Annotated in this window: 14 protein-coding genes and 1 tRNA gene; all 15 read left to right on the top strand. The window is 63.6% G+C overall.

Annotated elements, in window-relative coordinates:
* Nucleotides 1-5: 5 nt before the first annotated feature.
* Complete coding sequence (gene hisC / locus C7389_RS14690; protein ID WP_133592767.1) at nucleotides 6-1,118, top strand: histidinol-phosphate transaminase; 1,113 nt, start codon at nucleotides 6-8, stop codon at nucleotides 1,116-1,118.
* Between the two features lie 5 nt (nucleotides 1,119-1,123).
* Nucleotides 1,124-2,017: a prephenate dehydrogenase gene (locus C7389_RS14685; protein ID WP_133592765.1), complete on the top strand. Its 894-nt coding sequence runs from the start codon at nucleotides 1,124-1,126 to the stop codon at nucleotides 2,015-2,017.
* Between the two features lie 5 nt (nucleotides 2,018-2,022).
* Nucleotides 2,023-3,975 (top strand): bifunctional 3-phosphoshikimate 1-carboxyvinyltransferase/cytidylate kinase, encoded by a 1,953-nt coding sequence (locus tag C7389_RS14680; RefSeq protein WP_133592762.1) that lies wholly within the window; start codon nucleotides 2,023-2,025, stop codon nucleotides 3,973-3,975.
* A 93-nt stretch (nucleotides 3,976-4,068) separates the two neighbouring features.
* Nucleotides 4,069-5,775, top strand: coding sequence for a 30S ribosomal protein S1 (gene rpsA / locus C7389_RS14675; protein WP_133592760.1), 1,707 nt, complete (start codon nucleotides 4,069-4,071; stop codon nucleotides 5,773-5,775).
* 12 nt (nucleotides 5,776-5,787) lie between these two features.
* Entirely contained in the window at nucleotides 5,788-6,072 is a 285-nt protein-coding gene (locus tag C7389_RS14670) for an integration host factor subunit beta (protein ID WP_133592758.1), read from the top strand.
* Nucleotides 6,073-6,160: 88 nt separating this feature from the next.
* A complete protein-coding gene (locus C7389_RS14665) occupies nucleotides 6,161-6,466 on the top strand; it encodes a LapA family protein (RefSeq protein WP_133592756.1) in 306 nt (101 codons plus the stop codon).
* A gap of 5 nt (nucleotides 6,467-6,471) precedes the next feature.
* Nucleotides 6,472-7,647 (top strand): lipopolysaccharide assembly protein LapB, encoded by a 1,176-nt coding sequence (gene lapB, locus C7389_RS14660; RefSeq protein ID WP_133592754.1) that lies wholly within the window; start codon nucleotides 6,472-6,474, stop codon nucleotides 7,645-7,647.
* 55 nt (nucleotides 7,648-7,702) lie between these two features.
* Nucleotides 7,703-9,025: a UDP-glucose dehydrogenase family protein gene (locus tag C7389_RS14655; protein ID WP_133592753.1), complete on the top strand. Its 1,323-nt coding sequence runs from the start codon at nucleotides 7,703-7,705 to the stop codon at nucleotides 9,023-9,025.
* Nucleotides 9,026-9,222: 197 nt separating this feature from the next.
* Nucleotides 9,223-10,113: a cysteine synthase CysM gene (cysM, locus tag C7389_RS14650; protein ID WP_133592751.1), complete on the top strand. Its 891-nt coding sequence runs from the start codon at nucleotides 9,223-9,225 to the stop codon at nucleotides 10,111-10,113.
* Nucleotides 10,114-10,189: 76 nt separating this feature from the next.
* Nucleotides 10,190-12,124, top strand: a complete 1,935-nt coding sequence (locus tag C7389_RS14645) for a hypothetical protein (RefSeq protein ID WP_133592748.1) — start codon at nucleotides 10,190-10,192, stop codon at nucleotides 12,122-12,124.
* 58 nt (nucleotides 12,125-12,182) lie between these two features.
* Entirely contained in the window at nucleotides 12,183-12,371 is a 189-nt protein-coding gene (locus C7389_RS14640) for a hypothetical protein (RefSeq protein ID WP_133592746.1), read from the top strand.
* On the top strand, nucleotides 12,368-12,778 hold the full coding sequence (locus tag C7389_RS14635) for a YdbL family probable chaperone protein (RefSeq protein ID WP_133592744.1): 411 nt from the start codon (nucleotides 12,368-12,370) through the stop codon (nucleotides 12,776-12,778). Before C7389_RS14640 ends, C7389_RS14635 begins: the two co-directional genes overlap by 4 nt.
* Entirely contained in the window at nucleotides 12,778-13,572 is a 795-nt protein-coding gene (locus C7389_RS14630; RefSeq protein WP_133592742.1) for a 3'-5' exonuclease, read from the top strand. Before C7389_RS14635 ends, C7389_RS14630 begins: the two co-directional genes overlap by 1 nt.
* 5 nt (nucleotides 13,573-13,577) lie before the next feature.
* On the top strand, nucleotides 13,578-13,820 hold the full coding sequence (locus C7389_RS14625; protein ID WP_133592740.1) for a GlsB/YeaQ/YmgE family stress response membrane protein: 243 nt from the start codon (nucleotides 13,578-13,580) through the stop codon (nucleotides 13,818-13,820).
* Nucleotides 13,821-13,869: 49 nt separating this feature from the next.
* Nucleotides 13,870-13,946: transfer RNA gene (locus tag C7389_RS14620), tRNA-Val, on the top strand.
* Nucleotides 13,947-14,017 lie beyond the last annotated feature (71 nt).

The raw sequence follows: 14,017 nt of genomic DNA, 5'->3' as shown, positions 1-14,017 counted from the left end.
TGCGCATGAGCGTCGCCAGCCGCGCCCCGGAATACATCCGTGCCATTCGGCCCTACCAGCCGGGCAAGCCGATCTCCGAGCTTGCGCGGGAAATGGGCATGCCGGAGTCCGGCATCGTCAAGCTTGCTTCCAACGAGAATCCGCTGGGCATGAGCCCGGCCGCCCGACAGGCCATCGTCGATGCGCTGGCCGAGGTGGCGCGCTACCCCGATGGCAATGGTTTCGCGCTGAAGGCGGTTTTGTCCGCCCGCTACGGCGTGAAGCCGGAGCAGATCGTGCTCGGCAACGGCTCGAACGACATCCTCGAACTGGTCGCCTCCAGCTTCCTGCGGCTGGGCGACGCGGCAGTGTTTTCCCAGCACGCCTTTGCCGTCTATCCGCTGGCGACCAACGCTGCCGGCGCGCGCTGTGTGGAAGTGCCGGCCGTGGCCTACGGGCATGACCTGGATGCGATGGCCGCTGCCATCGATGGTGACACCCGCGTCGTCTTCGTCGCCAATCCCAACAACCCCACCGGTACCTTCCTGCCGGGCGAGGCGCTGGAAGCCTTTCTGCGAAAAGTGCCGGCGGACGTGCTGGTCGTGCTGGACGAGGCTTACACCGAATACTTGGCGCCGGAGCAGTGCTACGACGCGATCGCATGGCTGACGCATTTTCCCAATCTGCTGATTTCCCGCACTTTCTCCAAGGCCTACGGCTTGGCTGGACTGCGCGTGGGCTATGCCTTCGCCCATCCGGACGTCGCCGACCTGATGAACCGGGTGCGCCAGCCCTTCAATGTCTCCAGCCTGGCGCTGGTGGCGGCCGAGGCGGCCTTGGGCGACCAGGAATTCATTGCCCGCAGCGCCGATCTCAATCGCCGCGGCATGGCGCAGATCAGCGTGGCACTGGACGAATTGGGCCTGGAGTGGATTCCCTCCGCTGGCAACTTCCTTACCTTCCGCGCCGGCAAGGCTGCTGCGGTGGATGCGGCCTTGCTGCGCCAGGGCGTGATCGTGCGCCCCATCGCTGGCTACGGCATGCCCGAGTGGCTGCGGGTGACCATAGGTCTGCCGGAGGAGAACCTGCGCTTCATCGATGCGCTGCGGGCGGCGCTCGCCGAAACCAGGGCAGGCTGACGTACATGGCTTTGCTCGGCAAACTGGTTGTCTGTGGGGTCGGCCTGATCGGCGGCTCGGTTGCGCTGGCGCTCAAGCGTGCTGGCGCGGTGGAGCGCGTGGTGGGCGTCGGCCGCAGCCCGGCTGCACTGGAGCATGCGCTCGCGCTGGGCGTGGTCGACGAGATTGCGCAGGACTGGGCCGGCGCGCTTCAGAACGCCGATATGGTCCTGCTGGCGGCGCCGGTAGGGCAGACCGACGCCATCATGGAGGCGATGGCGCCGCATCTCGGCCCGAATACGCTGATTACCGACGCGGGCAGCACCAAGCGGGACGTCATCGAGGCGGTGTATCGCCGCCTGGATGCGCATCTCGCCCGCGTTGTGCCGGCACACCCCATTGCCGGTGCCGAAAAGAGCGGAGTGGACGCGGCCTTCCCCGACCTCTATGTCGGGCGGCGGGTGGTGCTGACGCCGTTGTCGGAAAACGACCCCGCCGCGGTCGAGCGGGTTCGGGCCATGTGGCAGGCCTGCGGCGCGACCGTGGTGGACATGGCGCCCCAAGAGCATGACCGGGTGTTCGCCGCCGTCAGCCACCTGCCGCATCTGCTCGCCTTTGGCCTGGTCCATGACCTCGCCGGCCGCGCCAACGCTGAGTTGCTGTTCTCCCACGCTGCCAGCGGGTTCCGCGATTTCACCCGTATCGCCGGCAGCCATCCCGAAATGTGGCGCGACATCTGCATGGCGAACCGGCAGGCGCTGCTGGCCGAGCTGGACCAATACCTGGCCGAACTGGCCTACCTGCGCGCGCTGTTGCTGGGCGGCGAGGCCGATCGCCTGGAAAAACTGTTCGAAGAGGCCCGTTGTGCACGCAACGCCTGGGCCGAGCGCAACGCGCCGCCGCCGATTACCGCGGAGTAAATGACATGGAGTTTCTCGATCTTCCCCCGCTGCTGGGGGCGCGCGGCTGCGTGCGCCTGCCGGGGTCCAAGAGCATTTCCAACCGCGTTCTGCTGCTGGCGGCGCTGGCACAGGGCGAGACCGAAATCCGCGATCTGCTCGCTTCGGACGATGTGGATCGAATGCTGGACGCCCTGCAGCAACTGGGCGTGGCCTGGCGGCGCGAGGAGGATGGCCGCTACCGGGTGAGTGGCACCGGCGGCACGCTGCCGGTCAAGCAGGCGGACCTGTTCCTCGGTAATGCTGGCACCGCTTTCCGTCCGCTGACCGCGGTGCTTGCTCTCGCGGGGGGCGACTATCGGCTCTCCGGCGTGCCCCGGATGCACGAGCGGCCCATCGGCGACTTGGTCGATGGGCTGCGGCAACTTGGCGCCGAGATCCACTACGAAGGACAGGAGGGTTTTCCGCCCCTGCGCGTGAAGCCGGCGGAGATACGCGCCGGCCGTGTGGTTCAGGTTCGTGGCGACGTATCCAGCCAGTTCCTGACCGCCCTGCTGATGGCGCTGCCACTGACCGGCGAGGAGACGGTGGTCGAAGTGGTAGGCGAATTGATCTCCAAGCCCTACATCGCGATTACCTTGGCCCTGATGCAGCGCTTCGGCGTCACCGTCGAGCGTGAGGAATGGCAGCGCTTCATCGTGCCGGGCAAGGCGGTCTATACCAGCCCTGGCAGCATCTACGTGGAAGGCGACGCTTCGTCCGCTTCCTATTTCCTTGCCGCCGGTGCCATCGGCGGTGGGCCGGTGCGCGTTGAGGGCGTGGGGCGTAACAGCATCCAGGGCGATGTTCGTTTCGCCGAAGCGCTGGCCGAGCTGGGCGCGACCGTGAGCATGGGCGACAACTGGATAGAAGCCAGCGCGCCGGCGAACGGCCGCTTGCGCGCCTTCGATCTCGACCTGAATCACATCCCCGACGCAGCGATGACGCTGGCGGTTGCCGCACTTTTCGCCGACGGTCCCTGCACCCTGCGCAACATCGCCAGCTGGCGGGTCAAGGAAACCGACCGCATCGCCGCGATGGCCACCGAGCTGCGCAAGCTGGGGGCGGAAGTGGACGAGCGGCCGGACAGCCTGCGCATCGTCGCGCCGGCGGTGCTGCAGCCTGCGGCGATAGACACCTACGACGATCACCGCATGGCGATGTGCTTCTCGCTGGCCGCATTGGGCGACTGCGACGTCCGCATCAACGATCCGCGTTGTGTGAACAAGACCTTCCCGGGCTATTTCGATGCCTACGCTGAGATCACCACGCCGGTGCCGGTGGTGGCGATCGACGGCCCGTCCGCCTCTGGCAAGGGTACGGTCGCTGCGCGCGTTGCCGAAGTGCTCGCCTACAACTACCTGGACAGCGGTTCGCTGTACCGCCTCGTCGCGCTCGCCGCGATGCGCGCCGGCGTGGCGCTGGATGAGGAGCCGCGCCTGGCCGCGTTGGCCGCGACACTGCCGGCGCGTTTCGAGGGGGGACGGGTGTGGTTCGACGCCGATGACGTCACGGATGAGATCCGCACCGAGGCCTGCTCTGCAGGCGCATCCAAGGTGGCCGTGCTGGGCGCGGTACGGGCTGCCCTGCTGGGCCGCCAACGCCATTACCGGCGCGCTCCCGGTCTGGTGGCCGAGGGGCGGGACATGGGCTCGGTGGTATTCCCTGACGCGGCTCACAAGGTCTTCCTGACGGCCTCGGTGGAGTCCCGCGCCGAACGGCGCTATAAGCAGTTGATGGAAAAGGGCTTGCCTGCTACTATGGAAAGTCTTTTACAGGACCTCCGGGACAGGGATGCGCGCGATGCGGCCCGCTCGGTAGCGCCCCTGTTGAAGTTGCCGGACGCGGTTCTCCTCGATACGACTTCCAAAGGCGTTGAGGAGGCTGTGGCTTTCGTCGTTGATTTCGTCAGGAATCCTGCGCCCGAAGCCGCTGGCTGAAAACGTGGTGCGCAGCCGGCTGCGAGCCGGCCGCATCGGTGTTCAATTCACATACATCGCTGCCCGCAAGGGTAGTTTTGGGTTCTTTTCCTTATGTCCACTGCCACTCCTGTTTCCTCCCAGGAAAGTTTTGCCGCCCTCTTCGAAGAAAGCCTTGCACTGCAGGAAATGCGTGCCGGTGAAGTCATCACCGCCGAAGTCGTGCGCATCGACCAGAATTTCGTGGTCGTCAATGCCGGGCTGAAGTCCGAAAGCTATGTGCCCATCGACGAGTTCCGCAACGATCGCGGCGAACTCGAAGTCAATCCGGGCGATTTCATCCACGTCGCCATCGAGGCGCTGGAAGACGGCTACGGCGAGACCCGCCTGTCCCGCGACAAGGCCAAGCGCATTGCTGCCTGGAACGATCTCGAGAAGGCGCTGAACGAGGGCACCCTGGTGAAGGGCGTGATCACCGGTCGCGTCAAGGGTGGTCTGACCGTCATGACCAACAGCATCCGCGCCTTCCTGCCGGGTTCGCTGGTGGACATGCGTCCGGTCAAGGACACCTCCCCGTACGAGGGCAAGGAATACGAGTTCAAGGTCATCAAGCTCGACCGCAAGCGCAACAACGTGGTCGTCTCCCGCCGCGCGGTGCTCGAAGAGTCCATGGGCGAAGAGCGCCAGAAGCTGCTTGAAAACCTGAAGGAAGGCACCGTCGTCAAGGGTATCGTCAAGAACATCACCGACTACGGTGCGTTCGTTGATCTCGGCGGTATCGACGGCCTGCTGCACATCACGGACCTGGCCTGGCGCCGTGTGCGTCACCCGTCGGAAGTGCTCAACGTCGGTGACGAAATCGAGGCCAAGGTGCTCAAGTTCGACCAGGAGAAGAACCGTGTCTCCCTGGGTCTGAAGCAACTGGGCGAAGATCCGTGGGTCGGCATCTCCCGCCGCTACCCGCAGGGCACCCGCCTGTTCGGCAAGGTCACCAACATCACCGACTACGGCGCGTTCGTTGAAGTCGAGCAAGGTATCGAAGGTCTGGTGCACGTGTCTGAAATGGACTGGACCAACAAGAACATTCACCCGACCAAGGTCGTCCAGCTGGGCGACGAAGTCGAAGTGATGATTCTCGAGATCGACGAAGACCGTCGCCGTATTTCCCTGGGCATGAAGCAGTGCATGTCCAACCCGTGGGACGATTTCGCCATCAACCACAAGAAGGGCGACAAGGTCCGCGGCCAGATCAAATCCATCACCGACTTCGGCGTGTTCATCGGCCTGGAAGGCGGCATCGACGGTCTGGTGCACCTGTCCGACCTTTCCTGGAGCGAAACCGGCGAAGAGGCTGTGCGCAAGTTCAAGAAGGGCGACGAGGTCGAGGCCGTGGTGCTGGCGATCGACGTCGAGCGCGAGCGCATCTCCCTGGGCATCAAGCAGCTGGAAGGCGATCCGTACACCAACTTCATCGCCACTCACGAGAAGAACAGCCTTGTTCGCGGCACCGTGAAGTCGGTCGAAGCCCGTGGCGCTGTGATCTCCCTGGGTGACGAGGTGGAAGGCTACCTGCGTGCTTCTGAAGCGGCCGCCCATCGCGTGGATGACCTCACCACCGTGCTGAAGGAAGGTGACGAGGTCGAGGCCCTGATCATCAACGTGGATCGCAAGACCCGTTCGATCAACCTCTCCATCCGTGCCAAGGATCAGGTCGAGCAGTCCGAAGCGATGAACAAGCTTGCGTCGGAAAGCTCTGCTGCCAGCGGCACTACCAACCTGGGTGCCCTGCTCAAGGCCAAGCTGAACGAACAAAAGCAGTAACTCGACCGGATCATGACCAAATCGGAGCTGATCGCCCAGCTGGCGGCGCGTTTTCCCCAGCTGGTCGCAAAAGATGCCGATTACGCGGTCAAGATGATTCTCGATGCGATGACCGACGCGCTCGCGCGTGGTGATCGCATCGAGATCCGCGGGTTCGGGAGTTTTGCGCTGAACTATCGTCCGCCTCGCGTCGGTCGTAATCCCAAGTCGGGGGAGAAGGTGCATGTGCCGGAAAAGCACGTGCCCCATTTCAAGGCCGGCAAGGAATTGCGCGAGCGGGTTGACGGCAGCGAGTGACCGCGCGGCAATCGGTTGTGAGAAGTGTCAGGGAAGGCGGCTATGGCCGCCTTCTTTTTTGTCATCTGCTCGGAGATAATGCCGACCCATGCGCCTCGTAATGTGGATCCTTCGACTGCTGCTGTTCTTCCTCTTGTTCGGTTTCGCGATCAAGAACGATCAGCTCGCCAGTCTGCGCTTCTTCTTTGGCGGCGAATGGCAGTTGCCGGTTGTCTTTGTCATCCTGGTGAGTTTTTCAGCCGGCGCCCTCCTTGGCGTCACCGCCACCTTCGCTTCCTTGCTGCGCCAGCGCCGGGAGATCTCCCGCCTGAAGCGCCAGTTGGATCGGGCCGAGCGTAGCCGTCCCGAGCCGAATGTTCCTGTGGCCGAGGCCCAGGCGCCCGAGACGCTCTGAGATAAATGGAAATCGAATTCTGGTGGCTGCTTGCGCTGCCGCTGTTCTTTGCCCTTGGCTGGCTGGCGGCGCGTATTGATATCAAGCAGGTCGTCAAGGAGTCGCGGGCACTGCCGCGCTCCTATTTCGCTGGTCTTAATTTTCTGCTGAATGAACAGCAGGACAAGGCCATCGATGCCTTCATCGAAGCGGTGCGAATCGACCCACAGACCATTGAGTTGCACTTCGCACTGGGCAGCCTGTTCCGGCGTCGGGGCGAGACTGACAGGGCGATCCGCATGCATCAGATCCTGGTGGATCGAGAGGATCTGAACGAGGATCAGCGCCTGCAGGCGCTCGCCGAACTTGGGCAGGATTTCCTCAAGGCAGGCTTGCTGGACCGTGCCGAGGCGGTTTTCCTGAAACTGCGCGATACGCGCGAGAAAGACATGGCGCTGCGTTACCTGTTGGAGATCTACCAGCAGGAGAAGGACTGGGCCAAGGCCATTGAGGTTGCGGGTGCCCTGCCGGATCACGAGGGTTTGATGTGGCGTCGGGAAGTGGCCAACTTTCATTGTGAGCTGGCCGCTTCCGCCCTGGCGGATTCACGGTATGACGAAGTCCGGCGTCAGGTGGAGGAGGCGTTCTCAATCAACCGTCGTTGCGTGCGGGCCAGCTTGCTATTGGGCGACGTGCTGGCGGCGGAAGGACGGGATGAAGAGGCCCTGGAGACCTGGAAGAGGATCGAGAGCCAGGATCCGGTCTATCTCGCGCTGGCGGCAGAACGCATCATGGATGCCTACGGCCGCCTGGGGCGGGTCGAGCAGGGGCATCAGTTGCTCAAAGCCTGGCTGGAGCGTCATGCATCCCTGGATCTGCTGGACGAGCTCTTCCATTGGGAACTGGAGAAGCAGGGGCCGAAGGCTGCCTACGACCTGGTGCGGGAAGAACTGAAACGTAATCCCACCTTGCTCGGGCTGGACAAGCTGCTGGAGGCCGCACTCTTGGCTGCACCGGCCGAGCAGCGTAGCGATATCGAACTGGTCAAGCAGCTCATCCACGGTCATACCCGCAAGGTCGCGCGCTATCGCTGCGACGCTTGCGGCTTCAAGGCGCGGCAGTTTCATTGGCGCTGCCCGGCATGCGGTGGATGGGAGACCTATCCGCCCAGGCGTACCGAAGAGTTCGATCTCACGCCCTGATTGGCCGTATTTCGGCCATGCCTGTCCGATTTATCTCTGAACCTCGGGAGTGCTCATGAAGATCACTGTGGTGGGAACCGGTTATGTTGGGCTGGTGAGTGGCGCTTGCCTGGCCGATGTAGGCAACGACGTGCTGTGCCTGGATGTGGACGCTGGCAAGATCCGCATCCTTGAGGAAGGCGGAATCCCCATCCACGAGCCTGGCTTGCTGGAGATCGTGCGCCGTAACGTGGCCGCTGGCCGCTTGAGCTTCACCACCGATATCGAGCGCGCGGTGGCGCATGGCGCGGTGCAGTTCATCGCGGTGGGCACTCCCCCGGACGAGGACGGCTCGGCGGATCTGCAGTACGTGCTGGCAGCCGCGCGCAACATCGGCCGTTACATGGACGGTTATCGGGTCATTGTCGATAAATCCACCGTGCCGGTGGGTACCGGCGACAAGGTCAAGGCTGCGATTGCCGAAGAGCTTTCCAAGCGCAGTGCCGATCTTCCGTTCTCGGTGGTCTCCAACCCGGAGTTCCTGAAGGAAGGGGCGGCGGTGGAGGACTTCATGCGGCCGGATCGCATCGTCGTCGGTGCCGAGGATGAGCGGGCGATCGAGTCCATGCGCCAACTGTATGCCCCTTTCCAGCGTAACCACGACAAGCTGGTGTTCATGGACGTGCGTTCGGCCGAACTGACCAAGTACGCCGCGAATGCGATGCTCGCCACCCGTATCAGCTTCATGAACGAGTTGGCCAACCTGGCCGAGACGCTGGGCGCGGACATCGAGTTGGTGCGGCAGGGAATAGGCTCGGATCCCCGCATCGGCTGGCATTTCCTCTATGCAGGCTGCGGCTACGGTGGCTCCTGCTTCCCCAAGGATGTGAAGGCGCTGATCAAGACTGCGGACGAGCACGGTCACAAGCTGAAGGTGCTGGGCGCGGTGGAAGACGCCAATGAGGCGCAGAAGCATGTGCTGATAGACAAGATCGTCGCCCGCTTTGGCGATGACCTTTCCGGGCGTCGTTTTGCCCTGTGGGGCCTGGCCTTCAAGCCGAATACCGACGATATGCGCGAGGCGCCCAGCCGGGTCATCATCGCCGAGTTGTTCAGGCGCGGGGCAACCGTGGCGGCCTACGATCCGGTGGCGATGGACGAGACGCGCCGCATCTTCGGTGACGAGGCTCGCCTGAGCTATGTCGACCGCCCGATGAAGGCGCTGGAGGAGGCGGATGCGCTGGTGATCGTCACCGAGTGGAAGGAGTTCCGCAGCCCGGACTTCGATAGGATCCGCGGCCTGTTGCGCCAGCCGGTGCTGTTCGATGGCCGCAACATGTATGACCCGGCGGTGATGCGCGAGAGCGGGCTGGAGTACCACGGTATCGGCCGGCGTTGAGGCGCTGGTGGCGCGCGGCGGGTGTGCGACAAGCGGGGCTGGCTTGTCGGATTCCCGCAGCGTGTCGAGGCTCCCGGGCCGCAAGGCTTGCGCGCCCATGATGGCGTGATGCTTGCGTGAGCCTGTTCCGGCTGGGGCGGTTTTGCCGCCGCTCCGCGCGGTATTAACATGAGATCCCCAACCGGAAGCGCAAGAAAATGGAATTCAAGACTCTCGAGGATTATGTCGGCGATACACCGCTGGTGCGCTTGAAGCGGATTAGTGCGGGCCGGAATAACGTGATCCTCGCCAAACTGGAAGGCAACAACCCGGCGGGATCGGTCAAGGATCGCCCGGCCTTGTCGATGATCGTCCGCGCCGAGGCCCGGGACGATATCCGCCCCGGCGACACCCTGATCGAGGCAACCAGCGGGAATACCGGCATTGCGCTCGCCATGGCGGCGGCGATCCGGGGTTACAAGATGATCCTGGTGATGCCGGAGAACCAGAGCGTGGAACGCCGCCAGACCATGCGCGCCTTCGGCGCCGAACTGGTGCTCACGCCCAAGGAAGGCGGCATGGAGATGGCGCGGGATGTGGCCGAGCGTATGCGCGACGAAGGTAAGGGCATCATCCTCGACCAGTTCGCCAACGCGGATAATCCGCTGGCCCACTATGAAGGCACCGGGCCGGAATTGTGGTCGCAAACCGGCGGCACGATCACTCATTTCATCAGTTCGATGGGCACCACCGGCACCATCATGGGGACTTCCCGCTACCTCAAGGAGAAGAATCCGGCGATCCAGATCATCGGCTGCCAGCCGGAAGAAGGCTCCCAGATTCCCGGCATCCGCAAGTGGCCAGAAGCCTATCTGCCCAGGATCTACGAAAAGCCTCGGGTGGACAGCCTGGAGTACGTCAGCCAGGCTGATGCGGAGGAGATGACGCGCCGGCTTGCCCGTGAGGAAGGCATCTTCGCTGGCATCTCCTCCGGCGGCGCGATGCATGTGGCGCTGCGGCTGGCGGCCGAGCTGGAGAACGCCGTCATCGTTTCCATCGTCTGCGATCGCGGTGATCGCTATCTGTCTACGGGTGTTTTCCCCGCCTGAACGGCGCTGCGGAGCGCGGCCTTGGGGGGCTGCGCTTGCCTTCGCACTGGTGCTCGTCTGGCCCTCCGGCTGGGCGATGGTGCCTGCAGCCGACTCCTTCAGTTTGTCGTTGGGCGAGTTTTCGCGCCCTGGCCTGGGCTTGGCTGGGCTGGAGCTGGCCTACGATGTCCGCAACGGGCGACTTGTCGCCAGGGCCGGGCATCTCGAGATCGCTGGGCAGCAGTGGCGCGACGTGCGTCTGCAGTGCGCGGCAGCCTCGCTGCAGGGGACGCAGCTGAAATGTTCGCGCGGCGAATTGAGTTTTGCTGAAGGCAAGGCAGCGCTGGCATTTTCCTTCTCCCTCGATCTGGAGCGCCAGGCGGGCGATATCGAAATCGCCCTGGAGGATGGCGGGCACTTGAAGGCCGCCATGTCGTCTGGGGGCGAACTGCGGTTTCTCCTCGACAACCTTTCCCTCTCCAAGGTGAGCCGGTGGTGGCCAGCGCTCGCGGCTTGGGCGCCCACGGGTAGCATGAGCGCCAAGGGGGTATATCGCAACGGCGCCCTGAAGGCCCAAGGGAGCCTGCGCGAGGCGGGCTTCTCCAGCCAGACCGGGCTGCAGGCGGCAGAAGACCTGGAATTGACCTTTTCCTTGGAGGCGCGGCCGGAGCGGCAAGGTTGGGGCTGGACCGCGGATTTGTCCTGGATGGCAGGCCAGGCTTATCTCGACCCTTTCTTTATCCAGGCCCTGCCGTGGAGCATGAATGCCCATGGTTGGTTGGGCGCCGATCGCCTGGAGCTCACCGAGGCGGTGCTCCAGATGCCCGGAGTGGCGCAGCTGGCGGTTTCGGCGGTTTTCTCCTTGGGCGGCCAGCGCCTGGAGCGCTTCTCCTTCTCGCTAGCCGGGGGCGAATTGGCGGTGCTGGGGCCGACCTGGATCGCTCCATTGGTGGCACCGGCGAATCGGGAGGCAGTCAATTTCGGTGGACGTCTGGCTGCCGGGCTGGAATGGGCGGATGGCGAGTTGCTCGCTGCTGATTTCGTCCTCGAAGAGGCGAGCTTTGGCATGGAGGCCGGCGCAGGCGGCGAAGGGTTCGCCTTCGGACCCGTGAACGGTTATCTGCCCTGGCGCATGGCGGGCGAGGCCAGCGGCGAATTGTCGGTGGGGGAAGGGCGTTGGGAGCGCCTGTCGTTGGGGCGGTTTTCCATGCCGGTCGAGGCCAGGGATGGAACGCTACGACTGGGGCGCACCGCCATCCCGCTGCTGGATGGCGCTGTCGTATTCGATGACGTGCATGTCCGGCGGCAAGCAGGGCAGTGGCTGGGGGCGGGGTCGGTTGTGATAGAGCCGCTGTCCGTCCGCCTGCTAACCGAGGCGCTTGGATTGCCGCTGATGAACGGGGTACTGGCCGCCTCGGTGCCGGGGCTTGGCTTTCGTCCGGGCGAGATTACGCTGGATGGAGCGCTGGTCGTGTCCGTCTTCGATGGTTACCTGCAGGCGACCGGGCTGCGGATACTGGAGCCCCTTGGAGCAAGCTCGCGCTTGCAGGCCGATGTGGAACTGAGGCATATCGACCTCGCCCAGCTCACGGAGACTTTCAGTTTCGGCAGTGTTGCCGGCTTCGTGGATGCGGATATCACTGGTCTGGAATTGAGCCGATGGCGTCCGGTGGCCTTCGACGCGCGGCTCTACAGCAGCCCGGGCAACTATCCCCGGCGGATCAGTCAGCGCGCGGTGGAGGATCTCGCCGCGCTTGGTGGTGGAGGGGCTGTGGCGGCCATCCAGCGCGGCTTGCTCGGGCTCTTCCGCGACTTTGGTTACCGCGATCTGGCCCTGGGTTGCGTGCTGAAGGAGGGCGTCTGCAGCATGAGCGGTCTATCTTCGAGGGGCGATGGTAGCTTCCTGATCGTGCAGGGCGGTGGCCTGCCTGCCCTGGATGTCATCGGCTACAATCCGCGCGTTGACTGGGACGAACTCGTCAGCCGGTTGCAGCGGGTGATTGCAGAGGGAGCATCTGTGGTCACCGATTGAATCCGGGCTCACGCCCATGCGGCCAGCGGCCGCCAATCAAGACGCGAGGAGTTCCTTCATGCCCCTTCTTGTGCGCACGGGGCTGGCGATCGCCGTGATGTCAGGCGTTGCCGCTTGCGTGACCATCAATATCTATTTTCCCGCCGCAGCAGCCGAGAAGGCCGCCGACAAAATCATCGACGAGGTCTGGCAGGCATCGCCCCCGGAGAAGAAGGAGGCTGTGCCGGATCGAGGAGGGGAGAAATGAAAGCTCTGAAATGGCTGTCGGTGGTATTGCTGCTGGGGGCTTCACTGGTGCTTGCCCAAGGCAACCTCGACGTTTCATCGCCGGCGATCAGCGCATTGAAACGCTCCATGCAGGAGCGGCATGCGCAGCTGGCGCCGCTGTACGACAGCGGCGCGCTTGGTCAGACGACAGACGGCGGCGTGGCGGTGCGGGACGCGAGCGCGGTCCCGCTGGCACAACGGGCGCAGGCCACTGCGCTGGTCGCTGCTGAAAATGCCGACCGCAGCGCGCTCTACCGGGAGATCGCTCGCGCCAACGGCCATCCCGAGTGGGAGGCCGACGTCCGCAGGACCTTCGCTGGACGCTGGGCCGAGCGCGCGCGGGCGGGATGGTGGATACAGCAAGATGGAAACTGGGTGCGGAAGTAATGCCGGTACTGGTCTTCGATATTGAAACGATCCCGGATGTCGCCGGTATCCGTGCGCTGAACGATCTGCCAGCGGAACTCACCGATTACGAGGTTGCCGAGTTCGCCTTTCAGCAGCGCAGGGCGTCGAATGGGACGGATTTCCTGCAGCATCACCTGCAGCGCGTCGTCACCATCTCTTGCGCTTTCCGGGATGCCAGCCAGTTTCGCGTGTTTTCGCTGGCCGAGCCCGACTGCAATGAGGGCGAGATCATTCAGCGTTTTTTCGACGGCGTCGAGCGCTTTACCCCCCAGATCGTGTCCTGGAATGGGGGAGGGTTCGATCTGCCGGTGCTGCACTACCGCGGCCTGATGCACGGCGTGTCCGCGCCACGTTATTGGGACCAGGGAGAGGGTGATTACAATGACTCGCGCGATTTCAAGTGGAACAACTATATTGGTCGTTACCACTCCCGCCATCTCGATTTGATGGACTTGTTGGCGCTCTATCAGCCGCGGGCGAATGCCCCCCTGGACGAGTTGGCGAAGCTCATGGGCTTTCCGGGAAAGCTGGGCATGGATGGCTCCGCTGTGTGGCAGGCGTGGCAGGAGGGGCGTGCAGCGGAAATCCGGGATTACTGTGAAACGGACGTGGTGAACACTTACCTCGTCTATCTTGGCTTCCAGCGCATGAGGGGCGTGCTCGACCAAGCCGCCTGGGCGCAGGAGCTTGCGGTAGTCAGAGATCTGCTGGAGCGGCAGGAAGCGCCTCATTGGAAAGCTTTTCTCGCCGCCTGGCCCAGAGTAGAGGGGTAGGGAAGATGTCTGTCATCGGCACGATTCTGATTGGCCTGATCGTGGGGTTGATTGCACGCCTGCTACATCCCGGGCGGGATCGCCTGGGGTTGTTCATGACGACGTTGCTGGGGATAGCGGGCGCCATGGTGGCGACCTATGGCGGGCAATTCCTGGGGGTTTACCGTGTGGGCGAGACAGCGGGCTTCGTTGGCGCGGTGGTTGGGGCCGTTATCCTCCTCTTCGTCTTTACCAAGATGAAAAATTAAAAAGAGTTTGACATCGTTGGCGACTTCTCTATAATTCACCGCTCTTAGCAGGCGCGTAGCTCAGCTGGTTAGAGCACCACCTTGACATGGTGGGGGTCGTTGGTTCGAGTCCAATCGCGCCTACCAACATTTGGGATTCGATCGCAATGTTCCGAACTTGCTTTATTGCCGGAAACTAAAAAAGATCGGGTTCCGCT

This window comes from Azoarcus indigens, assembly GCF_004361735.1.
GTDB lineage: Bacteria > Pseudomonadota > Gammaproteobacteria > Burkholderiales > Rhodocyclaceae > Azoarcus > Azoarcus indigens.
This window is presented reverse-complemented; position numbering and strand designations above follow the sequence as displayed.